Raw genomic sequence first — 25,119 nt, forward strand, 5'->3', positions numbered from 1 at the left:
TTCGTTCGCCTTCTGAGACCGGGCGCGCAGATCAAGCGCCGCCGCACCCGGCCACTTGAAACGGAGTTACCCATGTCGCCCGCCGGCCTCGCGGCCCCTGCCGTCGTCTATCTCCTGGCCGATCATCTCGACTCCGCACTGGCCGCGGGCGAGGATCTCCTGAAATCGAATCTGAGCTGGAACGCAGGCGACGCGCGCCTCGCCGACGGCCTGAACGAACAGCGCCGCGAAGAGCGCGCGGCCATCGAAGCCGCACGCGGTCTCGAAATGGTTCTGCTGGCGCGCGTACTGAAATCGCGCGAATGCGCGCAAGATCTCGCCAAGGCCGACAGCTACTTCAAGCTTGTCTCGCGGCTCTACACGAGCGGCACGGAAATCATCGCCGACGCGGCAAGCGAGCTGGCGGACGAGCAGGCCGAGGCCTTCGACGCGGGCGACGGCATGACGGGATATCTGCGCTCGCGCGGGTTGATCGACGAGGATGCGGCCGCACCGCTCGACGCGACCGCCCTTCCCATCACCGAGCAGTATCGCGTCGCCGGGCGCATGGCGCTCGGGCCGCTGCTCGATCTCGTCGCGATGTTCCTCGATACGCTCGAGACGCACTACGAGCTTTATGATCAGCCGCAGCGGCGCGGAGCAGGTTCCCCCGACGCCGCCGCGACCAATGCTGTCATCTAACCAATCAAACGATCAGCCGTCGTTGCCGTTGTTGTAGCTGGCGTAGCTCGCCTGACGACGGCGCGATTCCTCGGGCGCAATGCGGTCGATGCCGGCAAAGGGATGCCGCGTGAAGACCGACATGTCGTTCGTGCCGTCCTGCGTCACGATACGACGGCCTTGCGGCGGAGCTTCGGCCACGACAACGGGCTGCTCTGCGCGAACCGGCTGCTGGCGGTTCTGCTTGCGCTGCGCAACGCGGTAGGCCCGCGAGTTGCGTTGCGCCGTACGCTCGGCGCGCGACTTGCGCGGCTGGGCGTCGACCGGCTTGAGCACGGCCGCCGCCGGGGCCTGGGCAACAGCAAGACTTGCAAGAACGACAGGGCTGGCCGCAACGGCGGCCGGCGCGACCTTCACCGCATCGTCAGCAGGCTTGGGTGCGACGGCTGCGAGCACGGTCGGCACCATCGGTGCTAAGCCGCTCTGCGTGCCGATGGCGCCGGCGAGCTGCGTCGGATTGCCTGCGCCGAGAAGCGGGATAGGCGAATCGAGACCGGCCACCATGTAGGCCGTGGCCGCGCCAGATTGAGCCTCGTCGAGACTCGCGAACGTCCCGATGTAACCCGGCACCTTCGGATACGAGCGATTGCGCTTGTACGTCGCCTCTTCCTGGCTCGGCGCATCGATCACGCGCACTTTGAGCGTGGCAACGCCCTGCCCCTTGAAGCCGAGCACCTCGGCCGCTTTGATCGACACATCGAGCGTGCGGTTGCCCCAATAGGGGCCCGCGTTGTTGATGCGCAGCACGACGGACGCGCCGGTCGCCGGCGCCCAGGCGAGAACAGTCGTGCCGTCCGGATAGACAGGGCTTGCGGCGTTGTCGGGCGCATCGTGACGGAACGGCTCACCGGAGGACGTCAGTCCACACGGGTTGTAGCGGTCGCGCTTACAGGAGTCGTAGTGCGAAGCCTGGATCGTCTCGTCCTTGCCGATCAGCGCGCGCGTCTCGGCAAGCGTCTTCACGCGATGGCACTTGCCGTAGAAGCAGTAGCTTTTGCCGGGGGTCTTCGCCTCGACGGCGGCGCCCGCGAAGAAGAGGGCTCCGAGTGCCGGCGTCAGGGCGAAAACGACGTGTCCTGCGATCTTACGGGCACCTCGCGGGGCACGCCCGCTCGAATGTGTTCGCATCGATCAGCTCCATTTCTGTTTTTCCGATTGTCGTGTGCCGGACGGCATCCCCCCGTCCGTTAACTCTGTCGTGGCGCAAAAGAGCAGCCACAACGTGGGCGGGCGACCGGCAACGTTGCCGCACGGAGGGGAAGGCCGGACAATCAGTTGAGAGGAGTTCTAAAGAAGCTCGCGCTCAGCGAGTGTATTTGCAAGGCCGGATCGGGCGTCTTCGAGACGGGCCGGATCGACGCCGCGCAGCACGAGCTCGGTGCGGTATCGCCCGTTCTCAAAGGAAGGATAGCTGCCCATCGCGATATCGGGGTAGGCGGACTGATGGGCCGCAAACAGCTCTGCGATCTCGCCTTCCGGTTTCGACAGCACAATCGAAACGCTGTGCATTTTGGGGCCGGTCCTGAGTTGTTCTGTCGCAGCGTCGAGCATCGATTTCATGATGTCGGGCACGCCGGCCAGCACGAACACATTGCCAATTCGGAAGCCGGGCGCCGCCGAGACGCGGTTGGCGATCAGCTCTGCCCCAGCCGGAACACGCGCCATCCGAAGACGCGCAGGCGTAAGCGGAATGCCGCGCGCCGCGTAAACCGGCTCCATCATCGCGACCGCGCGCGGATCGACATCGACCGCCACCCCGAAGGCCGCGCCGATGCTGTCGGCGGTGATGTCGTCGTGCGTCGGCCCGATGCCGCCAGTCGTGAACACATATGTATAGCGAGACCTCAGCGCGTTGACGGCGGCTGCGATGTCCTGCTCGCTGTCACCCACGACACGCACCTCCGAAAGCGCAATGCCGATGCCCGTCAGATGCTCCGCGATGGTGCCGATGTTGCGGTCCTTCGTGCGTCCGGAAAGGATCTCGTCGCCGATCACGAGCAAGCCTGCGGTCACGGTCGCATCGGATGTTTCAGGCGTGTCGGATGTCGTCATGGGCCCAAGTCCTCGATTGGTCGCGCCACCCTACCACGGCTCTAACGGCCAACGGGATTGCCGGTTGCGATTGTGCCCGCCCCCTCCTATTCCTCGCCAGCCATGATGTTCCCCTCTCCCCTCGTGCGCGGCCGCCTGGTCAAGCGCTACAAGCGGTTCCTCGCCGACGTCATCCTCGACACCGGCGAAGCCGTCACCGCCACCTGCGCCAACACCGGCTCGATGATGGGGCTCGCAACCCCGGGCGCGCCTGTGTGGCTGTCAGTCAGTGCAAGCCCCACGCGCAAATACGCGCACACCTGGGAGTTGGTGGAGCAGGATCTCGGGCAGGGCCCGGTCCTCGTCGGCATCAACACCGGCCACCCGAACCGCATCGTCGCCGACGCCATCGCCGAGCAGCGCATACCGGAACTGGCCGGTTACGCGAGCCTGCGGCGCGAGGTGAAGTACGGGCTGTCGAGCCGCATCGACATCCTGCTCGAAGACCCCGCCCGCGGCCTGGCCTACGTCGAGATCAAGAACGTGCATCTCTCGCGCACACCTGGTCTTGCTGAGTTTCCGGATTCGGTGACGGAGCGCGGCGTCAAGCATCTCGTCGAGTTGAGCGCCATGGTCGCGGCCGGCCATCGCGCCGTCATGATCTATCTCATCCAGCGCGCCGACGCAGAGATGTTCGACTTCGCCGCCGACGTCGATCCGCGCTACGCCGCCGCCTTCGCAGCCGCGCGCGCAGCCGGTGTCGAAGCCCTTGCTCTCTCCTGCATGGTCACGCCGCAGGAGATCACGTTGGCGCACGCCGTGCCATTTCGTGAAAGTGTGCAGGCCAGCGCGCCATTGCGCGAGAGCCCCGCCGCAATCGCGCCCGGAGCCCCGAAGCGGGGCGCGACGCAAAGGCACACGACCAACACGACGAAAAAGTAATGGAACGAACTGCCCCCGCGCCGGATTCATCCCTCGTACAGCGTTAGCTCCCGGTCGCGTTTCGCGTCCTGCAATTGGCCCCTGGCTTTGCAGAACGTGAGATCGCGCGATCGAGCAACGAGCGAATGGTGATCAAGAGGTGCGAATGAGCAGACTGACATGGATGGGCGCCTTGGCCGTCTTCACGGCGATGGGCGTCGGGGCGGCCGGCGCGGCCCCGGGCTTTTCCACCGCCAACGTCAACTTCAGAACCGGACCTGATACCGACTTCCCGGCTGTCAACGTGATCCCCGAAGGCGACCCCGTCGACATTCGCGGCTGCCTCGACGACGAGTCCTGGTGCGACGTGATCTGGTCCGGCCAGCGCGGCTGGGTCTACAGCGAGTATCTCGCGTTCGAGCAGCGCGGACGCTACGTCTCGCTGCCGGACGTGGGCCTCGCCGCGTTCTCCATCCCCGTCGTGCGCTTTGCCGCCGCCGACTACTGGGACCGCTATTACGTCGGGCGCCCCTGGTACAAGGAGCGCGCCCGTTGGATCGGACATCAGGTTCGGCCGCGTCCGGGCTGGCATCGCCCGCCGTCCGGCAAGCGCGAAGCTGGCTGGTGGCGCAAGGATTACCGCCAGCCCGCGGGCATGAAGGCGGCGCCTGTGCGCGACTGGAAGCGCCCGGATCGCGGACCGGACCGTGGACGGGGCCCTGGCCAGAACGATTTCCGCGGCAATGATCGTGGCCCCGGCCCCGATCGCGGTGACAACCGCGGCGATCGTCGCGGCGACGGACGGCACTGACGACGGCTAGTCCGTGCGACACCCCCAGAAATGAACGAAACGCGGCATCCGGGATGCCGCGTTTCTTATTTTCGTAAAGCCGTGTGGCGATCCGCGCGCCTACTCGGCCGCCTCGCCGCTCGCCGACAGCACCTGGTCGGCAAGCCGTCCCGTCAGTTCGGCGAGATGATCGAACTTGGCCGTATAGGTGCCGACACCCGACGTCGCCGACCGCAGCTCCACGATCAGGTCATCGATCTCCGCCGCCGGGATGTGCGCCGTCACCACATCCCAACCGGGCCATCCGGGGCGGCTGTCGAAACCCAGGATCTGCCCGCGCCGCTGCGGAATCATGCCGTTGACGCGCGCCGTCGCATCGGAGGGCACGGAAATGTCGACGGCCATCACGGGCTCGAGCAGCACCGGCTGGCATTTCGGCATCCCCTCGCTCATCGCGAGCCGCCCCGCCTGGCGGAAGGCCATGTCGGAGCTGTCCACCGTATGATAGGAGCCGTCGCGCAGCGTCACGGCGATGTCGACCACCGGAAAGCCCAGCGGCCCGTGCTTCATGTAGTCGCTGACGCCGATTTCAACGGACGGAATGAACTGCTTCGGCACGACGCCGCCGGTGATGGTCTCTCCGAAGGAAAAACCCGCCCCGCGCGGTTGCGGCTCGATGGACAGCACCACGTCGCCGAACTGCCCGTGTCCGCCGGACTGCTTCTTGTGGCGGCCGCGGATCTCGGTCGCCTTGCGTATCGTCTCCTTGTAGGGCACCTGCCGCTTGTGCCGCTCCACCGCCACGCCGTACTTGCGCTGCAGGCGCTCGAACGACACGCGCAGGTGCATCTCTCCCTGACCCTTGAGCAGCACCTGATGCGTTTCGCCATTGTGCTCCACGACCAGAGAGGGATCCTCTTCGATCAGCTTGGCGAGCGCGGACGACAGCTTCACTTCGTCCTTGCGATCGTTGAGGCCGATGCCCGATGCAAGCACCGGTTCCGGTGTGTCGGGACCGCTGATCTGCACGATGCCCGATTTCTCGGCGGTGATCGTCGTGCCGGTCCGCACAGTGTCGAGCCGGCCCAGCGCCACCGTATCGCCGGCCGATGCCGCCCCGCGCTTGATCGTCTCCTCGCCTTTCATCGCGAAGACGCCGGCCACGCGCTCTTCGTTCGCCTCGCCACCCGTGACAGTCGTGCCGTCGCCGATGGTTCCCGTCAAAACCCGCGCGAGCGAGAGCTTGCCGCCATGCCCCGTATGCAGCGACTTGAACACGTAGGCCGCACTCTTGGCGTTCTCGACCTTGAGGCGGCGCGCCGTGACATCGACAAACGGGGCTTCATGGCGCAACGCCTTCAACAGCCGCAGGATGCCGTTGCCGTTCTGCGCGCTGCCGAGCAGCACCGGGCAGATGAGCCCGTCTCCGAATTCGCGCGAGAGATCGCCGAACACGAGTTCCTTGTCCGGCGGCAGGTCCGACAGCAGCTTTTCCATCAGGTCGTCGTCGTAGTCCGCGAGCTGCTCGAGCATGTGGAAGCGCGCTTCCTTTTCACGCTCGAAATCGGTGGTCCTCATCTCCACCATTTCCGAAGGCTCGTTCTTGCGGAACAGGAACGCGCGCTCGAGCGCGAGGTCGATAAACCCCGTCGCCGCCCCGTTCTCCCAGATCGGGATCTGGCGCAGCACGAGCGGCTTGGTGGACGCCGGTTGCAGCGCCGGCACGATTTCGCGGATGGGGGTCTGGCAGGCGTCGATCTTGTTCAGGAAGAGAAGGTGGGGGATGCCGCGATCCTCGAGTTGCTTCAACGTGAGCTGAAGCGACGGCACGCGTTTGGGATCGGGTTCGGAAACGACGATCGCCGCATCGCACGCCGTCAGCGCTTCCGCGCCCTCATACTGGAATTCAATCGATCCCGGACAGTCGATGAAGGTGAACGTGTCGCCCATGAATTCGACATCGGCGATGTTGAGTTGCACGCTCATGGCGTGGGCGCGTGCTTCGGGGGAAGCGTCACCCACCGTGGTCTTTTCCGCCGTCGTGCCGGCCCGGACGATCCCTCCGGTGCGCGCCAGTATGGCTTCGAGCAGAGTGGTTTTTCCGGACAGAAATGGTCCGATCAGTGCGATGCAGCGGGTGCTGCGGCCGGAAGTCCCTGTGCCGGCACCCGCGACTGTGGTGCCCCTTGGGCGAGTGGATTGCCCCATGGTGTCCTCCTTCCCGCTTCCCGGATCGAGGGTCCGGGTTGAGCGCTACGAGGCGCAAGGAAATGCACGCGTCGCGCATTCCCGCGCCTCACGAAGGAGCGCGACGTCGATGATCGTCGCGCCGCGCCGTCCAAGACGCAAGGGGCTTCCGCTTAATCGCGCGCTAATCATTGCGGCTCACACTCGATGCGTGAGTCGCGATGCAATCTATTGCGATGCAGCAAGTATTCGCATCTGCGGAAGACTGTTTCGTGAAAATTGTTTCGAAAAATTACTTGAAGAAATAGCGTCTCGGCCGCATCATGAAAGTGTCAGCTTTGGGGTGTAAGTGCTTCAGGTGATGGACGCAGACGTGAGTCTGAACAACAAACGTGCCGGGAGGCAGTGCTAGGCGGTTAAATTTCGAGTGGTTGGCCAGGAACCAATGCCTCGAAAGTTCGCTTAAGCTGCAGGAGGACGCCTCAGATGAGTAGAGATTTGCTGACCAAGTCACTTGTTAAAGCGGCCGACGCCGCCGGTTACGCCATGACGGCTTCCGAAGAGGATCTCGCCGAGCTGAACCGCTGCCAACCGGAATTTGCGCTTCGCAATGGCCACGCCGCAGCAGCAAGCGCCGCACGCCGCATGTCGCTCCCGTTTGCCCGTTTCGAGCACTGGGTCGCGCACATGCTGTCGCTCTCCGACATTCGCGCGCACGCACCTCGCGCGCTGCTTCCGAGCCGCTGAGCGGCGGCATCGGATATCTCTGAGAATTCGAGGCGGGCTCCAAGTGGCCCGCCTTTTTTGTGTCTGATGGGACGCTGTCCGCGCCTATAGTCGTGGGCGACGGAAGCATCGCATCAGCCCGTCAGGACGCAGAGAGGGAGGAAGTTCATGCGCCGCATCGTCTTGGCTTTTGTTGCCGCCGCAATCGGAGCAACCGCGGTTGGAGCCCAGAATGTCGCCGTCATCGACGAGCGCAAGAAGCTGCTCAAGGACATGGGCAAGGCCACCAAGCCCGTCGGCGCCATGTTCAAAGGCGAAGCGGAATTCGATCTCGCCCAGGTCAAGGCAGCCCTGAAGGCCATCCAGGAAACAGCACCCCGTCTCCCGCCCCTGTTCCCCGACGACTCCAAGACCGGCAACGAAACCGAAGCGCTTCCCGTCATCTGGGACGAGAAGGCCGACTTCGAAGACCGCTTCAAAAAACTCGCTGAAGCGGCAAAGGCGGCCGAGGCCAGCATCACCGACGAAGATACCTTCCCCGACACCTGGAAGCAGGTGATGGGCAACTGCAGCGGCTGCCACAAGAAGTTCCGCAAGCCGAAATCCTGATGCCCGGACCAGTGAGCGCGCCCCCCGCGAGCGAACCGGCCCGCGTCGCTGCCTGGGATCTGCCGACGCGTCTCTTTCACTGGACGCTGCTGATCCTCATTGTCGTGGCCTGGGCGAGCTTCGAGTTCGCCGAGGCGCTCGGTGACGAAACGCTCGTGGTTCATCGCGCCAACGGCCTTGCGATCCTGACCCTCCTGGTCTGGCGCGTTCTGTGGGGCATCGTCGGCTCGTCCACGGCGCGCTTCGCGAGCTTCGTCAGCGGCCCGGCCCGCGTGCTTTCCTATGCGCGCGGGCTCGTCAGTGGCGGCGCCACCCCGTTCCTCGGCCACAATCCGCTCGGCGCTCTCATGGTGATCGCGCTGCTGGCGACGCTCCTCGCGATGGGCACGCTCGGCCTGTTCGCGACCGACGACAACGATCTCGTCGGCGGGCCGCTCTACCGCCTCGTTGGCGAAGCCGGCAACGCCCGCGCGGCGCGGCTCCACGACCAGATCTTCCACGTCGTGCTGTTGCCGCTGGCCGCGCTTCATATCGCAGCCAACGCGCTCTACACGATCGTGAAGAAGGAGCCGCTCATTCAGGCGATGATCCGCGGCACAAAACCCGCCGGAACCTACGCCGATGCCTCGCGCGCCGAGATCCCGCGAGGCGCAGGTCTTCGCGCCCTAGCCTGCCTCGCCGCCGCGGCCGCCATCGTGCTCGGCGGCATTCTTGCCGTAGGCGGCAGCCTCAAACTTTAAGACGGCGGCAGCCTCACGTTTGGAAACCCTCTCCCCAGCATCTTCGACTGGGGAGAGGCCCTTACTCCTAGCGCAGGTTTCCGCAGAAGCGCTGGATGCGCGTGCACGCTTCCGTCAGCGCTTCGGTGGACGTCGCATACGAGATGCGGAACGCAGGCGAGCCTTCGAACGCCGCGCCATGCACCACGGCCACGCCCTCATCCTCGAGCAGCGCCGTGACGAAGTCCTCGTCGGTCTTGATCGCGAACCCCTTCGGCGTCGTCTTGCCGATCGCGCCCGCGCAGCTCGGATAAACGTAGAACGCGCCTTCGGGCTTCGGGCACATCAGCCCCTTCGCCTGGTTGAGCATGCCGACGACGAGGTCGCGCCGCTGCACGAACACGGCGTTGTTGCGGGCGATGAAATCCTGCGGCCCGTTGAGCGCTTCGACGCCCGCCCACTGCGTGATCGAGGTCGGGTTCGACGTCGACTGCGACTGGAGCTTGCGCATCGCATCGATCAGCTTGACCGGTCCCGCCGCATAGCCGAGCCGCCAGCCCGTCATGCAGTAGGCCTTGGAAAGGCCGTTCATGGTCAGCGTGCGATCGTAGATCCCGGGCTCGACCTGCGCCGGCGTTGCGAACTTGAGGCCGTCGTAGAGCAAGTGCTCGTACATATCGTCGGTCAGAACCCACACATGCTGGTTCTTCGGCCGCATCAGAACGTCCGTCAGCGCCTTGAGATCGGCATGCGAGTAGGCCGCGCCCGTCGGGTTCGACGGCGAGTTGAGGATCAGCCACTTCGTTTGCGGCGTGATGGCCGCGTCCAGCGCCTCGGCCTTGAGCCGGAAACCGTCCTCGATGCGCGTCGGCACGAACACGGGCTTGCCGCCGCCGAGCTGCACGATATCGGCGTACGACACCCAGCACGGCGCCGGGATGATGACCTCGTCGCCGGGGTTGAGCGTCGCCAGCAGCGCATTGTAGAGCACCTGCTTGCCGCCCGTGCCGACCGACACCTGAGCGGCGGTGTAGTCGAGACCGTTGTCACGCTTGAACTTCGCGACGATCGCAGCCTTGAGCTCAGGAATACCGTCGACGTCGGTGTATTTCGTCCGGCCCTCTTTGAGCGCCTTGATGGCCGCGAGCTTGATGTTCTCCGGCGTGTCGAAATCCGGCTCCCCTGCCGAGAGAGAGATAATGTCGCGGCCTTGCGCTTTGAGCTGCCGCGCCTTCATCGAAACGGCGATGGTCGCGGACGGTTGGATACGGTTCAGGCTGTCGGCAAAAAAGCCCATCTGATCAATCTTTCGAATGTGTTTGAAATTGCAGTATTCGCGCGGCGCGGACGCTACCGCTGACGCTACGGATGTCAATATGCCCAAAGTTCCGTGCGGCACTAACGGCATGCCCCTGATGAGCTAGGGAGGGTGGCAAGCGGCGTGCCCGCGCAAGCGGGCGGCCCTGCCAACCGTGTCGAAGCGGCACCACACGTTTCGGTAACATTTTAGGAACTATGGAATAGCGCGCCGTCGCCACATTTGGAGCAAACCCCGGCCACAGCGCACGGGTGATATTGGCCTCGGATCACGTTGGCGAATCTCGCTGGAAAGGAGATCAGATCGCATGAAGCATCTCAGACTTTCCCCTGTATTCCGGAAGCACTTGCCGGACCTGGTCGCTGGAATCGCTGTTTTTACGCTGATGGTTGGCCTGACCGGCTGGCACGTCGGCATCGCGCTCGCATCCGACGGCTCGGTGGCCGCCCAGATGGACCGCAACGCCTCCGCTGTCCTCCTCGCCGGCGCTGTGGCCGCCATGGCCGTCTTCAACACCGCCTTTTTCCGTCATTTGTGCCGGGTGCACGGCGCCCGGGCCAAGGCAATTTCTCGCCCCTCCGACCAATCCGGCCGGGGCCCGTCCGCGTAAGAGATTCGCGTAGAAGGTTGAGCGTGAAAGGTTAAGTGGGCCCTGTAACTTCTCCGTGCGCGGGCTCGCCCTTGAAACCAGACCGCGCTATAAGCGTTACCCGTGACCTTGAGAGACTCCGCCGGATTAAGTCACCACCTGATCACCAAAGGGCTCGCACCATGACCCGCCGTCCCTCTGCTGTCGCCTTATCCGCAGCCGCCCGGAGCTTCGCGGGTCTTGCGGTGCTCGCCGCATGCGCCGTCGGGCTGGCGGCCTCGAATACGGAAGACGTGGTCGCGGGACGATTTACGGCAGCTCTCGAACAGGCCCCCCGCAAGGTCGAAGTCGCAGCCAACGAAACGGTCGGCGCGGCTCCGGTATCCGGCAGCGAAGCCTACTGGCTGGCCCCGAAAGGCCGGGTCGACGCCAACGGCGCGGCCCTTGAATCCGCCGCCTGGGCGCCCGCCGTCACAGGTCTCTCGATCGGCGATCGCATCACCATCTCCAGCGGCAAGGCCGAGCGCGTGCTGGAGATCGTCGCCATCGCCAACGTCGCCACCACGGCAGATCATCAGAAGCTGGATGGCCACGTCGCCGTCACCTGCCGGGATCTCAGCACCCCGGATCGCGCCTTCACGACGTTCCTGGTCCCGGCCGGCTCGTCGCTCGGCAGCCTGAAGACCGCCCGCGCGCTTTAATCGGCAATCCTGTCGCCTCGCGCCCGCGGCCGGTCGATCCGGCCCCGCGCGCCGGGCCCTGCGCCCGCCCCTTGTTGCGTCCTGAACCCAGCCCTCGGCCAAGCTGACACCGAACACGGAACGCCCCGTTGCGCCCCGGTCCGCGCTGCCTATTATGGCGCCGGCGACGACGGGGCGGAGCGTGCCCCCGCGCATCGGCAAAAAAGGCCAGCAGTGCGGCACGCACCGGTCAACATGAGGGAGTTCGCGGTATGAGGCTCAATCCCCCGACAATCGTGATCTTTCTGATCTCGTTCGTGCTCGCGACCTTGGCTCTCATCACCAAGCTCGGCTTCATTCCCGTGCCGCGCTACCTGCCGCATCAGGAATTCTGGCTCGCCATCACCGCCTATTTCACGCTGATGGTCGGCAACCTCGTTCGCGGCCTCTAAGCAAAAGCGCCCCGCCGGCTACCAGGCGATCGGCTTGCGGTCGCGGAAGAAGCCGCCCGTGGGCCCGTCGTCCGGCAGCGTGGCAAGCCACACAGCCGTATCCGCGCCCTCTTCCGGCGAGCGGTCCGCATTCGCCCCGCCCATGTCGGTCCGCACCCAGCCCGGGCACATCGCGTTGACCTTGATGGCCCCGTTACCGAGCTCCGCCGCCGTGATCCGCGTCAGCGCATTGAGCGCCGTCTTCGACATACGATAGGCGGGATAGCCGCTGCCCATGTCGGCAAGCTGCCCCGCGCCCGACGACACGTTGACGATCCGCCCATAGCCCTGCTCGCGCATCTCCGGCACCGCGGCCTTGATGAGCCGCACCGGCCCCAGCAGATTGGTTTCCATCGTGCGCCGTAGCGTCTCCGACTCCAGATCGAAGAGGCTGGCTTTGAAGCCGCCCGGCGCGTCGATGAGAATTGCTGCGTTGTTCACGAGCACATCGAGACGGCCATAGAGACGCCGGACCTCCGCCACCGCCTCGGCCGCGCTGTCCTCCCGGTCGACGTCGAGCGCGACCACGGGAACGTCGAGACCTTCCGACTGAAGCTTCGCCGCGGCGGCCGTGCCCTCATTGAGATCGCGCGCGCCGATCACGGCCACGATGCCGAGCCGCGCGAGCTGGCGGACGATCTCGAATCCGATGCCCCGGTTCGCGCCTGTCACAAGCGCGGTTCGTGTAACGCTCATATCGTGTCTCCGGAGGTCTCTCGGTCCGTGGTTTTACGGCACTATACTGGTGTTCGGCGCGCGCCATAACCACAAGTAGACATAACTCGGATCCGGCCCCTCAAGCCCGGCTCGGGACACAAAAAAACGCGCTCCCCGGGGGAAGCGCGTTTTAATCATGAGCGGCGCGGGAAACCGCGCGCGCGAAAAATCAGATCAGCGCGGATAAAGCCAGCTCGGCCCCACCGACTCGGCGCGGGTCGGCGGCGACGCAAGGCCGTTGTTGAACGCGCCCGGTCCGAAATCGAACTTGTTGCCAGAGATCGAGTTGCCGATCGGCGGCAGCACAGACGCCGGATCCATGGCGCCGAAGCCAGCCTTCGGATCCTGGGCATTGGCCGACGGCTGCGACGTGCCCTGATTTTCGTACGTGAAGGCCAGGGCTGCTTGCGCGCCAACGAGGGCCATGGCGCCAACAGTGGCGGCCGCGATCAACGATTTCATTGCCAATCCATCCCCAGTGCTCGGCTGTGCCTTGAAGATGGTACATGAATCGAGGCAATCAAAGGGCGACAATCCCAATTTGCCGTTCTGCAGCCTCCAAACTCCCGCGCTGTTGCCGCATTGCAACGAGAGCGACCCAGAGCGACCATGTCCGCGCGTTGCATAGGCTATTCGCGCGTCCCGCTCGGCTGCAATTTCAGCAGAACGTACCAGCATAGCAGCACCCAGCACGATCCGACGGCCCATCCCGCCAGAACGTCCGTGGGCCAATGGACGCCGAGATAGATCCGGCTCAGGCCCACCGCCAGCGTGATCAGCGCGCACATCGCGAAAATGAACACCTTGGCCGGATAGCTCGTCTCGACCCGCGCCAGCATCATCCCGAGCAGCAGATACACGATGGCCGAATTGGCCGAATGGCCGGAGGGGAAGCTCTCCGTCGAAACGTAGGCCCCATGCTCCACCACGTCCGGCCGCGGCCGCGCGAAGCCGAACTTGAGCACCCGGTTCACGAGCGCCCCGAGCGCGACGGACGCAATCAGAAACACGGCCTTCTGCGGCCGGTCCTTGATCCAGAGATAGCCCGCAACGGCGGCAACCGCGAACGTCAGCACCACGGTGCTTCCCAGCGCCGTGATATCGCGGACCAACTCCTCGAACCAGCGCGGCCCGATCGGATTGGCCGGATCGGAGCTCTCCCGCAAGGCCTGCAGCAGCCAGGTGTCAAACCGGTGCGTGTCGCCGTCCATCACGGCGTCTGCGAAAACCGCAAACGCGAGGACCACGCCCGCCAGCCCCGCCACAACGAGAAGCGGCTTCAATTCGAAGCGCCGCGCGTCCGACGAAATGCCGGAGCCCGCGCGCTTGCCGTCCTCCTTCTTCGACGTCCCGCTGCTTTGATCGTCCAATGGACCCGTCACGAACTGGCTCCCACCCCTCGGTAACAACCAAATGCGCAACCATTTCCGCATTCGACCGTTGCATCTGTCAGTACCGCATTATGCCCGAGAACCACGTCTTGACCAGCGATGCGCTCGAAGCCACCACCCGCACATATGCAGCCGGGCGTCGTCCGTCTCTGAAAGTCCGCGCCCTCGTCAACCTGCGCGCCGGCACCGCCATGGAGCTTTGCCCCGAGGCGATGCGCGACCTCATCGCCCAGGCGTTCGCGGCCGAGGGCCACCGTATCGAAGTCGATATCCTGCCTCCTGAAAATCTCGATCAAGCAATCGCCGATGCCGCCAGGAGCGATATCGACGTGCTCGTTGTCGGCGGCGGCGACGGCACGATCCGCACAGCAGCAACCCATCTAATGGGCACCGACAAAACCCTCGGTATCCTGCCACTCGGCACCATGAACCGCTTGGCCAAGGATCTCGAGATTCCGCTCGATCTCGCCTCCGCCGCCCGCTATCTCGCCACGGCCACGGCAAGCCGCATCGATGTCGCGAAGGTCAACGACCGCGTCTTTCTGTGCAATTCGCTGATGGGACTCACGCTGCGGTACTCCCTGGCGCGGGCGCGGCTTCGGGGCAAGCCGGCCACGCAGCGCCTGCCGGCGTACTTCGCGACCCTGCGCGAAATTCTGTCGAGTAAGGACAAGATCTCGATCACCGTCGACCACGGCGAGGACCGCATGCGCCTGCGCGCGCTCTCGGTCGCCGTCACCAACAACGGCTACGACGAGACCATGACGTGGCTTCGCCGCCCGCGGCTCGATGGCGGCAAGCTCACGATGTACGTCTCGAAGCATCGCAGCGGCTGGGGCCTGGCGATGGCAATCGGCCGCGCGCTGCTCGGCAGGTGGAAGGGCGACCCCGAAATGGCGAAGTTCACGGGCGAAAGCTTCGTGATACGCACGCCGCGCCGCGTGAAGCGGCTCGCCAACGACGGCGAGATCAGCAAATTCGAAACGCCGCTCCGCTATGAGATCTGTCCGCGCGCGCTCGCCGTGCTGACGCACAGTGCAGAACCAGACAGCACCGAACCGCACGACGCCGCGCCGCAATCCGCGTAACGCGCGCCGCCGCTGTCGCCCGAACGACATACGGCTCGCCGAACGGCACAATCACCAACAACTGTTTCTTGCGGAACCGGGCGAAGCACTTGACAGTGCTAGTTTCAATTCCTCGCAGACTCGGCATCTCCCGAGCACAGCGGAGCAACGCCATGACCGACAACCGCTCCATCGCCTTCGATGTGACGTTCACGATCCTCTACATCGGCTATCTCGCCGCCATGGCGAGCCTCAGCCTCGTTCTGATCGTGTTTGCCGCCCTCGATATCGATCTCGGCCCGCTGCAAGGCCACGCCACCGCGCTCAATCTGCTGGGCTGGGCCGCATTGCCGCTCGCGCCGCTTCTCTATCGCCGTCTTGTCGGCCACCCGTTTTCCTGGCGCACCAACAGCGCCCTCGGCAGCAGCATCGACGCCTGACATCTGGGCGGGGAAAACGCCGGCAGCAAAACCCGCCGGTCAGCCGAGCAGCTTGGCAACGCGCGGCGCAAAATAGGTGAACACACCCGTCGCGCCCGCCCGCTTGAACGCCAGCAGGCTTTCGAGGATCGTTTTCTCCTCGTCCAGCCAGCCGCGCTCCGCCGCCGCCTTGATCATCGCGTACTCGCCCGACACCTGATACGCGAGCGTCGGCACCTTGAAGGTCTCCGACACGCGGCGCACGATGTCGAGATACGGCAGCCCCGGCTTCACCATCACCATGTCCGCGCCTTCCGCGAGATCGAGCGCCACTTCACGCAGCGCTTCGTCGGTGTTGGCGGCGTCCATCTGGTACGTCCGCTTGTCGCCCTTCAAGAGCCCGCCGGAGCCGACCGCATCGCGGAACGGCCCGTAGAACGCGCTCGCGTACTTGGCGGCGTAGGACATGATCTGCGTGTCCCTGTGCCCGCCCGCTTCCAGCGCGCTGCGGATCGCGCCGATACGCCCGTCCATCATGTCGGACGGCGCGAGAATGTCGGCCCCCGCCTCCACCTGCACGAGCGCCTGGCGTACAAGCATCTCGATCGTCTCGTCGTTGGCGATCTCGTTGGCGATCAGCAGGCCGTCATGCCCGTGGCTCGTGTAGGGATCGAGCGCCACATCGAGAATGACGCCGACATCCAGCCCCGCCGCCTTCACCGCCCGCGTCGCACGGCAGACGAGGTTGTCGGGGTTGATCGCCTCGCCCGCGTCGTCCGTGCGGAGCGCGACATCCGTGTTGGGAAACAGCGCGATCGCCGGAATGCCCAGCGCCTCTGCCTCGCGCGCCGCCTCGACAATGAGATCGACCGACAGCCGTTCGACCCCCGGCATCGAAGCGACCGGCTCGCGCCTCCCCTTGCCTTCAATCACGAACAGCGGCCACACGAGATCGGCGGCTGACAGCGACGTCTCCGAAACGAGCCGACGCGCCCACGGCGCACGCCGGTTGCGGCGCAGACGTACGGCCGGGAAGGCTCCCGGAGCGAGATTTGCCGCATCCGACTGAGCTTCGGACGAGGAAGGTGTTTTGGATCGTGTCACGCGGTGGAGCCTCGGAATTGAACGCCCGGGCTCATCCCGGCCCAGGCGGCGCGACCATCCCGCCTCCCGCGACCGCGCGCAAGCCTTTCGGCGGTGTTGAGTGAACGGCGCGCAAAAGAGCCCCAGGCGCCCTCAGTCGCAGATCTTGCGCACTTTGCGCTCGGCCATATCGACGTGGAAGTGGTTACGATGCGCCTCGTTGGCCTCGGGGCCGAGCGTGGTCCCGAAAATTCGGCAGCCGGCGGCATGCACGTCGTGCAGAAAGCGGGCCGCGGGCGTCGATGGCGGAGGCGCGACCACGTCGTCCAGCGCCTGGCCGCCCGGCAGCGCCGCAACCGTGCCGTCGTCCTTCCCGTTTTTCTTCGCGTCTTTCCGCTTCTTCTTGCCGGAGGACTTGTCGTCGTCCGTACCACGCAAGTGAGTGCCCAGGGGTCCGCCGAGACGCGTCGCAGCAACGTCAGCGAGTGGGCCGTTCTGATTGACCGACGCCGGCACCGCGAGCGGCGACGTATCGTCCTTGCGCGGCGGCAGCCCTTCCACCAGCGACTTGCGCGGCAGCGGCGTGCCCGTGGTCTCGGACTTGGCCGCGAACTCCGCCGCTTCCGCGCGCTCCTTGGCGGCCTTCTCGGCGGCGATCTTCACCGCCTCGGCTTTTTCGGCGGCGGCTTTGGCGGCTGCGATCTGCTTGCGCACGTCGCGCTTGGTCTGCCCCCAATCGGAGAGCACTACGGCCTCGTCTCCCTTCCGAGTGACGAAGCTGCGAATATCGAGCGCGTTGGCCTTGCCGTGCTCCGAGAGCTTGTTGCCCACGCGGCCGTAAGCCATGCGGCACGAGTAATCGCTCATCGAGTCGACCCGGACGACCTCGGCCTTGAGATGCTTGCGCGCGGCCGGCTGCACCTCGTTCTTCATCCATTTGACGAGACCCAACACGAGATCGCACGTGACGACCGGCTGCGGCGAAAACGTGATTTCGGGTGACTTGCCGATTGAGATCAGGCGCACGGGCGCCATCGTTCCGCAGTCGCCCTTGCGGAACGGCGCTTCGGGAACAGTGACCGCATCGACACCCTTGAGAAGCTGCGTGCACCGCGCCCGCGCGAGCTCCACTTCGACAGCGGGCCATTCGGTCGGCGGACCGGCGTCTTTCGCCTTGGGATCGACAGCCTTTGCATCGGCCGCTTTGGGATCTGCCCCTTTGGGATCAACAGTGGCGGGCGCTCCGGCCTTGCCGTCGGCAGCTTTCGCCTCTGGAGCGTCCTGCTTGCCGTCGGACGGCTTCGCCTTGTCGGCCGCTGCGGCTGTGGGCGCGGCGGTCGCCTTGCCCGTGTCGCCGCCAGCTGCTGCGCTGTCGGCCTTGTAGGCGTCGGACTTCGCCGCACCACCCTTCGCCGAACCGCCCTTAGCCCCATCGCCCTTGGCCGTCTCGGCGTCCTTTTTGGACTTCTTCGATTTCTTGTTGGCGGCCTTATTCGTTATCGCGTCGCCCGCCGCAGCCGCCGCTTTCTGGGCGGCAGCCGTCGCCTTCGACGCCGCGGTCTTGGCATCGATGACAATCGTCTCGAACGCACCCGTCACCGATTCGGACAGGGACGACGCCTCCTCAGCGCGCGCGGACGACACAGGAATTCCGACGGACGAAACCGCAACACCCGCCCAGAGCAGGCCCGCGCAAAGCTGCGCGACCCGGATCTGCACTGTGCCCTGAAAGATGCGCACGGGGTTGAGACTCATCGGGTTTCTTGCCCTGCTGGCCGAAAGCGTTTGCCAGTTCTTCGCCTGCATGCGCGAACGCGCGCGCGAATCGCCGACCGTCATCGTGCCGGGAACACTTGTATAGCCGCGAAATGTGGCTCAACAAAGCGGCCATCCCCACTTATCACATTGGCGGACCAAGGACGTTTTTCAATCCGGAGCACGAAATGATGGCTGAGCCGACCCTCGAGACAGAAACGCTGAAGCTCGAGATGCGCGGCTCGGCAGCCATCGTGACGCTGGCGCGCCCCAAAGCACTCAACGCTCTGACGGTGGATATGCGCTTAGGCCTCTCTGCCCACCTTTGGTCCTTCGCGCGCGACCCGCAGGTCTATGCCGTCGTCATGCTGTCGGAGAGCCCGCGCGCCTTCTCTGCCGGCTCCGACGTCCGCGAAGTGATCGGCCATGCGCGCACCGATCTCGCGGCCGGACGCAAGACCTTTGCCGACGAGTACGCGCTCAACTGGCAATGCGAGTGCTTCTCGAAACCCACCGTGCCCCTCATCAACGGTATGGTGATGGGCGGCGGCGTCGGCATCTCGCAATACGGCACGCACCGCGTGGCGGGCGAGAACTACAGCTTCGCCATGCCTGAAACGGCAATCGGCCTCTTCCCCGACATCGGCGCTGCCCATGTGCTCGCGCGCCTGCCCGGCCATGTCGGCCAGTATCTCGGCCTCACCGGCCGCAGCATCGGCCGCGCCGACGCCTACGCTCTCGGCCTCGTCACGCACTGCATCAACTCCGAGCACTTCGACGCCATCATCGCCGACCTCGCCGACACCTGGCCGGTCGACCCCGCACTCGACAACCGACACCGCGACTGCGGCCCCGGCAACCTCGCGCCCTACCGCGCGCTGATCGAGCGCTGCTTCTCCGCCGGCCGCGTCGAGGAGATCGTGGCGCGCCTCGCGGCGGTCACGGGCGAACAGCAGGCGTGGGCGCAGGGCGTCGTGGCGGACCTCACCAAGCGTTCCCCGCTCGCCCTCAAGATCACGCATCGCCACATCCGCGAAGCGGCAGCCCTCGATCTGCGCCAGACGCTTCAGCAGGACTACCGGATCGCAGCCCACATCCTTGCAGCCAACGGCGACTTCTACGAAGGCGTGCGCGCGGCAATCGTCGACAAGGACGGCGCGCCCAAGTGGCAGCCCTCACGCCTCGAAGACGTGACGGACGCGATGCTCGACCGGTATTTCGTGACGCTCGGCGACGGTGAGCTGGTGCTGCCCACGCGCGAGAACATGCAGGAAGCGCGCGCTTGAGCCTCTGAAACCGTCTTCGGCATGCCCGCTCGCGCGCCCCGTCGCGGAACGCATTTTTACCCGCGGTTTACCCAACAGATTGAGCTAATTTTTATGGGTTTCCCGTAGCCTGTCTTCAGAACCGGAAAACGGTCGCGTCAAACAGGTAGTTGAGTCAGGCAGGGTATTCATGAACACCGCAATCAAGGTGGAGCGCCCACGTGCGCCCGCAAATCAGGATCCGACACTAGGCTCCGAATATGTCCAAAGCCTTCACATGATCGAGCGGCTGCATCACCTGCTGCTCGACGTGATCAAGGACGAATTCGACCGCACCGGCAGCTCCGACCTCAATGCCGTGCAGGCGCTGCTTCTGTACAATATGGGCGACAACGAGCTGACGGCCGGCGAGCTGAAATCGCGCGGCTACTACCTCGGCTCGAACGTCTCGTACAATCTGAAGAAGCTCGTCGAAATGGGCTACGTCGATTACGAGCGCAGCGAAACCGACAAGCGCAGCGTGCGCGTGTCTCTGTCGGCCAAGGGCCGCCAGGCCGCTGCCGTCGTCAATCGTCTCTACCAGCGCCAGCTCGGCTCGGTGGAAACGGTGGCTCAGGTTTCGGGCGAAGAGCTCAAGGGCCTCAATAAGGCTCTCGGCCGCCTCGAGCGGTTCTGGATCGATCAGATCCGCTTCCGCCTCTAGATCACGGCACTCCCGGCTTTCGGGGGAGAGCCGGACAGTAAAAACCAAGAAACGAAGCAAAGGGCGCGGACAACCGCGCCCTATTGCTGCTTGCGAAAAAGCTTTGTTTCAGAGCAACAGCTCTTGCGGGCCTAAGCCGTGTACGCGAGGCGAAGCCCGCCCCAGTGGCGGCCCTTGACCACGATCGGCGCCGACACGTCCACCATCGGTGCAAACGTGCCGCCCATGTCGCGCATGTAGGTCTGCACGAGAAACGGCTTCTCGTTGCGCCCAGCACCGAGCCCAACGCGATCGTTGAAAATCCGCCGGTTGCGGCAGTTGGCGGCGTTCCACACCGGATCCGTCCCCGGAGGGCGCGAGAACTTGCTGTTGTGCGTCGGCAGATAGCCGTTCACGTCGACGGGCGCGCAAAACACCACCTCGGGCGCAAACTGCAACGCTTCGTCGATGAGCGGCGTCACGATGCGGTCGAACACGCTGACGTAGGCGGCCGTGAACTGCTGCGGGTTGGAATTTGCAATCGGCTTGTACGCGCGATCGAACAGCGCCTCGACGCTCAGCGTCCCCTGGTCGACCGCCGCTTCGAGCGCCGCGGCGACGATCTCGGCCCGCCGCACGACTTCGAACACGAACGGCGCGTCCTCCGTCTTCGCGCCCGACTCCACGCTGATCGTGATCAGCGCTTCGCCCGCGAGCTGCAGCTCTCCGATCCGCGTCTCCACACGGCCGATGTTCGCGGCCGACAGACGAAACCCCTCGACGAGATCCTCGACCCCGGCGATAAGCGACTGGCTGCGCTGATCGACGGCCGCGGCGGCCGATTGAATGCCCGCCGACTCGTGAACCAGATTGCCCACCGTGCGCTCAATTGAATCGAACGTGCTGTAGATCACGGACGAGCTCGCATCGACGGACCGCGCCAGCTCCGCGCTGTGCCGCCCCTTCTCGATCAGCACATTGGCCCGCGCCGTAAGCTCGCCGACGGTTGCCGAAATCTCGTTCGTCGCCAGCGCCGTCTGTCCCGCCAGCGCCTTCACCTCGGACGCGACAACGCCGAACCCACGCCCTGCCGCCCCCGCGCGCGCCGCCTCGATGGTCGCGTTGAGCGCCAACAGATTAGTCTGGCGCGTAATAGCGTCGATGCCCGCCGCCACCTTCGAAACCTTGCTCAGCGCCTCCTGGAACACCTGGAGCAGGTCGCGCTGTTCCGAAACAGTGGCAACGAGGCGCTGAATGCTGTCGAGCGACGAACGCACGGCCGCCGCCGAATTCGCGATGTCGTCGTTGGCGCGCTGCGCCACGTCGAGGCTCGTCTGCGCCCCACTCGCGATCCGCTGGTTTTCCGCCCCCAGCGCGCGCATGTCAGATCCGATGCCCTGCAGGCTGCCGTTCTGTCCCTGAAGGCGCGCGCCAAGCTCTTTCACGTTGCAGGCGATGTCGACGATCTGATGCCCGACGCCGGTCGCCTCTTCGGCAAAGCGGCGCACCATGTTCGACGCGTCATCACTCGACGCGTTGTCACGGGCCGACGACGCACGCGCCGAGTTCGGCCCGTCCGAGCCGCTCGCAAGCCGCAAATCTTGAGAAGTCCGGTGGTTATGCATCGGACAGAAAATACCCGATTCTAACGCCTACGGACTTCCCTACTAAAGTCACAGGGATCAACGGCTTGTGCGGCTCCCACAATGGAGGTGACGCGGAGCCGGCGCGCACCCGCGACCCTGCGCCGGCGGAACCCGCCACGCCGAAACCCGTTCCCGACCTGACCCCAAGAGAACGGCAGGAGGCCTCACATGCCCAAGATATCGAAAGCGAAAATCCTCATCCTCGCCACCGATGGCTTCGAGCAGTCGGAACTAGAGGTACCGCGCACCAAGCTCAAGGAAGCCGGCGCCCTGGTGCACGTCGCAGCTCCCAAGGAGCGCCGCGATAAAAAGGAAATCCGCGGCTGGAAGGACAAGGACTGGGGCCCCGGCGTACCCGTCGACCGCGAACTCGCCGACGCATCGGAAGCCTTCTATGACGCACTCGTTCTGCCGGGCGGCCAGATGAACCCCGACAGCCTGCGCGCCTCCCCCGAGGCGATGGCCCTGATCCGCAGCTTCGTCAATTCCGGCAAGCCGGTCGCCGCGATCTGCCACGCACCCTGGCTGCTGATCGAAGCCAACGCCGTCCGCGGCCGCAAGGCCACGTCCTACAAGTCGATCAAGACGGATCTCGTCAATGCAGGCGCCGACTGGCGCGATGAAGCGGTGGTGACGGACCAGGGCATCGTCACGAGCCGCAACCCCGGCGACCTCGACGCCTTCGTGGCGAAGATCATCGAGGAGGTCGAGGAAGGAAAGCACGACCGCGCCGAGCTGGCTGCCTAGCAGGCGCTCCCGCGCACGAAGTCAATCGTCAGCACCGGAGGAACCCGGCGCTGGCGATTGGATGTTAGCCGGTCAGCCTCCGCGCGGCAGCCGCACGTGCATTTCGGCGATGGCATCGGCGAGCGTCTGATAGTCCTCGCAGCTCACGCCGCAGCGCTTCTCGATTTCACGCAACTGAACGCGCGCGCTCGGAAAATCGCCCTGAGACAGATACGCTTCGCCCATGTACTGGCGTGTGCGCGTGTCGGCCGGATCGATTGAAAGCGCCTTGAGATAGAATGGCATCGCCGCTTCCGCATCACCCATCTTGCGGGTGGCGAAGCCCTTGACGCGCAGGATGCGCGGATCGTCCGCATTCTGGGCCTGGGCGGCAAAAGCGAGCGCGTCGGCATAGGCCCCGCTCTTCGCGCTCCAATACGCCTTCTCGTAAATCTGATCGTCGGTCATGGCGCCATTCTTGGGCGCGCAGGCCGGCTTGTCGGCATTGGCCGGATCGGCGCAATCGATGGCGGGCCGCGGTGCCGGCTCATCCATGGCTGCGAGAGGGGCGTGAGAAAGCGCACTGCTTGCAGCGGCGAGCACGAGCGCCGCCGTCAAAAGTCTCTTTGGCATGAGGCAAGTCTCCAAGTTCTGATAGCGCGACACGGACGCGGCGGAAATCGCGCCACCGGCCGTAGCTCGGGCTTTTGCCAGAGACATGGGAGACCCGCTGTTCCCCGCGATGCAGCCGCCGACGACGCGCACGCGCCCCTGCCGCCGCGCCGCGTCCCTGGCCAAAAGTTCAATACCCCGGGCCTGGATGTTGTCGTCTGATGATAAATGGGCCAGCAACGTCTGGCCGAGACCAATCAAAAGTAAAAAAAATCAGCGCGGCTCGGACTGCGCGATCCTGGGGAAACGACGATGGACCAACTCGGACCCGAAGTCCTGCTGGCGTTTGCGCTCGTGGGATTGGCCCTGATGATTTGCGCATGGGCCATCGTGCGCAAATTGCGCGGGGCAGCACCCGCTCATGCTGCCTCGACAGTGGCGCCCGTTGTGGAATTCAAACCCGCGCCGCCTGCCGCTGCGACAGCGCCCGCCGCCGCCATGCCTCGGCCCGCGCCACAACCTGCCCCCCAGCCGGTAACGCAAATGCCGCCGATGAGCGCCGCGCGCCCTGCCGCAGCACCGGCCGCCCCCCAAACGCAACCGGTCAGCGCCCCGCGCCAGCCCTCCTACACGGAACTTGCAGCCACGGCCGGCGGCCTGCGCCCCAGCGCGCCCGCATGCACCCGGGCCCGCATCGACTATGCGAACGAAGCAACGGAGCCTGGCGCGGCGCCGTCTTATGCGGCCCTCGCCGTCGCGAACTTAGCGCGCGCCGCACGCAACATGCCGCCACTGTCGGCAACGGCGGCGCCGGCCGCATCGTCTACACCCGCGCCAACCGCAGCACCGGCAGCCAACGCAGCGCCCGCACGCGCAAACGGAAGCGGGCAGTCCTACGCCGCCGTGGCCGTCGCAACTGTCGGAGAGTTCACGGCCGCACGGCGCGAGGTACCCTCCCCGCGCCGCATCGATTACTCGAACATGCCGGCCGAAGCGATCGCGGGTGCGTCTTACACCGCAATCGCAGTCGCTTCAGCCGCGCGCGCGCCTTAGCGGCTTACGCTGCCGGTTTGACCAGCGCGCTCAGCTCGGAGATGTCGCCCGCGCTGAGCTGGATGTTGACGGCCGCGACGTTCTCTTCGAGATGCTTGACCTTGCCGGTGCCGGGAATGGGAAGCATGACGGGGCTGCGTGCCAGCAACCACGCGAGCGCGATCTGGCTCGGCTGCGCGCCGTGCTTTTTCGCGATGCCGTCGAGCACCGAGCCCGGCTTCGCAAGAGATCCCGCCGCAAGCGGAAACCACGGAATGAACCCGATGCCGTGCTCCGCGCAGTGGTCAAGCACATCCTCGCTGCTGCGGTCGGAGAGATTGTAGAGGTTCTGCACGGTCGCGACCTTGAACACCGCGCTCGCCGCCTTGATCTCTTCGACGCTGACCTGGCTCAGGCCGGCATGGCGGATCAAGCCTTCCTTTTGCATCGCCGCGATCGCCTCGAACTGCTCGGTGCGCGGCACCGTCGGGTCGATGCGATGCAGTTGCCAAAGATCGATCCGCTCCACGCCGAGACGGCGGAGGCTGAGCACCACCTGCTGGCGGAGGTATTCGGGCCGCCCGCATGGGATCCACTGGCTCGGACCGGGGCGCACGAGGCCGCCCTTGGTGGCGATCACCACGCCGTTGTACGGATGCAGCGCTTCCCGGATCAGCCGCTCGCTGACCTCGGGGCCATAAGCGTCAGCCGTGTCGATGAAGTCGATACCGAGTTCGGGAACGCGCTTGAGCGTGCGCAGCGCTTCCGCCGGATCCGCGGGCTCGCCCCAGACGCCATCGCCCGTGATCCGCATAGCCCCAAAGCCGAGCCGCCGCACCTTGAGGTCGCCGCCGATCGCAAACTGACCCGATTTTTCTGCTGAAACATCCGCCATTTAATTCATCCTCGTCTTTGGCCTACGCGATATGTAGTCCGCGAGACG

The 25,119-nt window shown here is 65.4% G+C and carries 27 protein-coding genes; 15 read left to right on the top strand and 12 right to left on the bottom strand.

What is annotated here, in order from left to right; translation table 11 throughout:
* Positions 1-72 precede the first annotated feature (72 nt).
* Entirely contained in the window at positions 73-681 is a 609-nt protein-coding gene (locus tag K2Y42_RS07940; protein ID WP_291150765.1) for a hypothetical protein, read from the top strand.
* A 12-nt stretch (positions 682-693) separates the two neighbouring features.
* Here the strand turns inward: K2Y42_RS07940 and K2Y42_RS07945 are convergent, their stop codons facing one another.
* Positions 694-1,848: an RlpA-like double-psi beta-barrel domain-containing protein gene (locus tag K2Y42_RS07945; protein ID WP_291150767.1), complete on the bottom strand. Its 1,155-nt coding sequence runs from the start codon at positions 1,846-1,848 to the stop codon at positions 694-696.
* Between the two features lie 159 nt (positions 1,849-2,007).
* Complete coding sequence (locus K2Y42_RS07950) at positions 2,008-2,772, bottom strand: molybdopterin-binding protein (RefSeq protein WP_291150769.1); 765 nt, start codon at positions 2,770-2,772, stop codon at positions 2,008-2,010.
* A gap of 102 nt (positions 2,773-2,874) precedes the next feature.
* Here K2Y42_RS07950 and sfsA point away from each other — a divergent pair, with 102 nt between their 5' ends.
* Together sfsA and K2Y42_RS07960 are read left to right on the top strand one after the other, a co-directional pair.
* Positions 2,875-3,693 (top strand): DNA/RNA nuclease SfsA, encoded by an 819-nt coding sequence (gene sfsA, locus K2Y42_RS07955; protein WP_366512371.1) that lies wholly within the window; start codon positions 2,875-2,877, stop codon positions 3,691-3,693.
* A 145-nt stretch (positions 3,694-3,838) separates the two neighbouring features.
* Positions 3,839-4,483: an SH3 domain-containing protein gene (locus K2Y42_RS07960; protein WP_291150771.1), complete on the top strand. Its 645-nt coding sequence runs from the start codon at positions 3,839-3,841 to the stop codon at positions 4,481-4,483.
* A 99-nt stretch (positions 4,484-4,582) separates the two neighbouring features.
* Here K2Y42_RS07960 and K2Y42_RS07965 read toward each other — a convergent pair whose 3' ends face one another.
* Positions 4,583-6,670 carry an elongation factor G gene (locus K2Y42_RS07965; RefSeq protein WP_291150774.1) on the bottom strand — a complete coding sequence of 696 codons (2,088 nt, stop codon included), beginning with the start codon at positions 6,668-6,670 and terminating at the stop codon, positions 4,583-4,585.
* Between the two features lie 465 nt (positions 6,671-7,135).
* On the opposite strand from K2Y42_RS07965, the gene K2Y42_RS07970 reads away from it, so the two are divergent.
* The 3 genes from K2Y42_RS07970 to K2Y42_RS07980 all read left to right on the top strand — a co-directional run bounded on the left by K2Y42_RS07970 (position 7,136) and on the right by K2Y42_RS07980 (position 8,724).
* Entirely contained in the window at positions 7,136-7,396 is a 261-nt protein-coding gene (locus K2Y42_RS07970) for a hypothetical protein (RefSeq protein ID WP_291150777.1), read from the top strand.
* A gap of 147 nt (positions 7,397-7,543) precedes the next feature.
* Entirely contained in the window at positions 7,544-7,984 is a 441-nt protein-coding gene (locus tag K2Y42_RS07975; protein ID WP_291150779.1) for a cytochrome c, read from the top strand.
* Positions 7,984-8,724: a cytochrome b/b6 domain-containing protein gene (locus K2Y42_RS07980; RefSeq protein WP_291150782.1), complete on the top strand. Its 741-nt coding sequence runs from the start codon at positions 7,984-7,986 to the stop codon at positions 8,722-8,724. The genes K2Y42_RS07975 and K2Y42_RS07980 overlap by 1 nt, the downstream gene beginning before the upstream one ends.
* Before the next feature lie 67 nt (positions 8,725-8,791).
* On the opposite strand, the gene K2Y42_RS07985 is transcribed toward K2Y42_RS07980, so the two are convergent.
* Positions 8,792-10,000, bottom strand: a complete 1,209-nt coding sequence (locus K2Y42_RS07985) for a pyridoxal phosphate-dependent aminotransferase (protein ID WP_291150784.1) — start codon at positions 9,998-10,000, stop codon at positions 8,792-8,794.
* 328 nt (positions 10,001-10,328) lie between these two features.
* Between K2Y42_RS07985 and K2Y42_RS07990 the strand changes: the two genes are divergently transcribed.
* The 3 genes from K2Y42_RS07990 (at position 10,329) to K2Y42_RS08000 (ending at position 11,742) form a co-directional block, all read left to right on the top strand.
* A complete protein-coding gene (locus K2Y42_RS07990) occupies positions 10,329-10,631 on the top strand; it encodes a hypothetical protein (protein ID WP_291150787.1) in 303 nt (100 codons plus the stop codon).
* A gap of 161 nt (positions 10,632-10,792) precedes the next feature.
* Positions 10,793-11,311 carry a hypothetical protein gene (locus tag K2Y42_RS07995; RefSeq protein WP_291150789.1) on the top strand — a complete coding sequence of 173 codons (519 nt, stop codon included), beginning with the start codon at positions 10,793-10,795 and terminating at the stop codon, positions 11,309-11,311.
* A gap of 251 nt (positions 11,312-11,562) precedes the next feature.
* Complete coding sequence (locus K2Y42_RS08000) at positions 11,563-11,742, top strand: hypothetical protein (protein WP_291150791.1); 180 nt, start codon at positions 11,563-11,565, stop codon at positions 11,740-11,742.
* 18 nt (positions 11,743-11,760) lie between these two features.
* Here the strand turns inward: K2Y42_RS08000 and K2Y42_RS08005 are convergent, their stop codons facing one another.
* From K2Y42_RS08005 to K2Y42_RS08015, 3 genes are all read right to left on the bottom strand, one after another.
* Positions 11,761-12,477, bottom strand: coding sequence for an SDR family oxidoreductase (locus K2Y42_RS08005; protein WP_291150793.1), 717 nt, complete (start codon positions 12,475-12,477; stop codon positions 11,761-11,763).
* Positions 12,478-12,672: 195 nt separating this feature from the next.
* Entirely contained in the window at positions 12,673-12,960 is a 288-nt protein-coding gene (locus tag K2Y42_RS08010; RefSeq protein ID WP_291150796.1) for a hypothetical protein, read from the bottom strand.
* A gap of 167 nt (positions 12,961-13,127) precedes the next feature.
* Positions 13,128-13,880 (bottom strand): phosphatase PAP2 family protein, encoded by a 753-nt coding sequence (locus K2Y42_RS08015; RefSeq protein ID WP_291150799.1) that lies wholly within the window; start codon positions 13,878-13,880, stop codon positions 13,128-13,130.
* Positions 13,881-13,978: 98 nt separating this feature from the next.
* Here K2Y42_RS08015 and K2Y42_RS08020 point away from each other — a divergent pair, with 98 nt between their 5' ends.
* Both K2Y42_RS08020 and K2Y42_RS08025 read left to right on the top strand, forming a co-directional pair.
* Complete coding sequence (locus K2Y42_RS08020) at positions 13,979-14,977, top strand: diacylglycerol kinase family protein (RefSeq protein ID WP_291150801.1); 999 nt, start codon at positions 13,979-13,981, stop codon at positions 14,975-14,977.
* 152 nt (positions 14,978-15,129) lie between these two features.
* Positions 15,130-15,396, top strand: a complete 267-nt coding sequence (locus tag K2Y42_RS08025) for a hypothetical protein (RefSeq protein ID WP_291150803.1) — start codon at positions 15,130-15,132, stop codon at positions 15,394-15,396.
* 39 nt (positions 15,397-15,435) lie between these two features.
* Here the strand turns inward: K2Y42_RS08025 and hemB are convergent, their stop codons facing one another.
* Complete coding sequence (gene hemB / locus K2Y42_RS08030; protein ID WP_291150805.1) at positions 15,436-16,479, bottom strand: porphobilinogen synthase; 1,044 nt, start codon at positions 16,477-16,479, stop codon at positions 15,436-15,438.
* A 132-nt stretch (positions 16,480-16,611) separates the two neighbouring features.
* On the bottom strand, positions 16,612-18,213 hold the full coding sequence (locus K2Y42_RS08035; RefSeq protein WP_291150807.1) for an extensin family protein: 1,602 nt from the start codon (positions 18,211-18,213) through the stop codon (positions 16,612-16,614).
* Between the two features lie 191 nt (positions 18,214-18,404).
* On the opposite strand from K2Y42_RS08035, the gene K2Y42_RS08040 reads away from it, so the two are divergent.
* Together K2Y42_RS08040 and K2Y42_RS08045 are read left to right on the top strand one after the other, a co-directional pair.
* On the top strand, positions 18,405-19,499 hold the full coding sequence (locus tag K2Y42_RS08040) for an enoyl-CoA hydratase/isomerase family protein (RefSeq protein ID WP_291150809.1): 1,095 nt from the start codon (positions 18,405-18,407) through the stop codon (positions 19,497-19,499).
* Positions 19,500-19,668: 169 nt separating this feature from the next.
* A complete protein-coding gene (locus K2Y42_RS08045; RefSeq protein WP_291150812.1) occupies positions 19,669-20,181 on the top strand; it encodes a winged helix DNA-binding protein in 513 nt (170 codons plus the stop codon).
* A gap of 131 nt (positions 20,182-20,312) precedes the next feature.
* Here K2Y42_RS08045 and K2Y42_RS08050 read toward each other — a convergent pair whose 3' ends face one another.
* A complete protein-coding gene (locus K2Y42_RS08050) occupies positions 20,313-21,758 on the bottom strand; it encodes a methyl-accepting chemotaxis protein (RefSeq protein WP_291150814.1) in 1,446 nt (481 codons plus the stop codon).
* 216 nt (positions 21,759-21,974) lie between these two features.
* Between K2Y42_RS08050 and K2Y42_RS08055 the strand changes: the two genes are divergently transcribed.
* A complete protein-coding gene (locus K2Y42_RS08055) occupies positions 21,975-22,553 on the top strand; it encodes a type 1 glutamine amidotransferase domain-containing protein (RefSeq protein ID WP_291150815.1) in 579 nt (192 codons plus the stop codon).
* A 72-nt stretch (positions 22,554-22,625) separates the two neighbouring features.
* On the opposite strand, the gene K2Y42_RS08060 is transcribed toward K2Y42_RS08055, so the two are convergent.
* Complete coding sequence (locus K2Y42_RS08060) at positions 22,626-23,165, bottom strand: tetratricopeptide repeat protein (RefSeq protein WP_291150818.1); 540 nt, start codon at positions 23,163-23,165, stop codon at positions 22,626-22,628.
* Between the two features lie 291 nt (positions 23,166-23,456).
* Here K2Y42_RS08060 and K2Y42_RS08065 point away from each other — a divergent pair, with 291 nt between their 5' ends.
* Positions 23,457-24,197 carry a hypothetical protein gene (locus K2Y42_RS08065; RefSeq protein WP_291150820.1) on the top strand — a complete coding sequence of 247 codons (741 nt, stop codon included), beginning with the start codon at positions 23,457-23,459 and terminating at the stop codon, positions 24,195-24,197.
* Between the two features lie 4 nt (positions 24,198-24,201).
* On the opposite strand, the gene K2Y42_RS08070 is transcribed toward K2Y42_RS08065, so the two are convergent.
* A complete protein-coding gene (locus K2Y42_RS08070; protein WP_291150822.1) occupies positions 24,202-25,071 on the bottom strand; it encodes an aldo/keto reductase in 870 nt (289 codons plus the stop codon).
* Positions 25,072-25,119 lie beyond the last annotated feature (48 nt).

It is taken from the genome of Hyphomicrobium sp. (genome assembly GCF_019744875.1).
Taxonomy (GTDB): Bacteria; Pseudomonadota; Alphaproteobacteria; order Rhizobiales; family Hyphomicrobiaceae; genus Hyphomicrobium_C.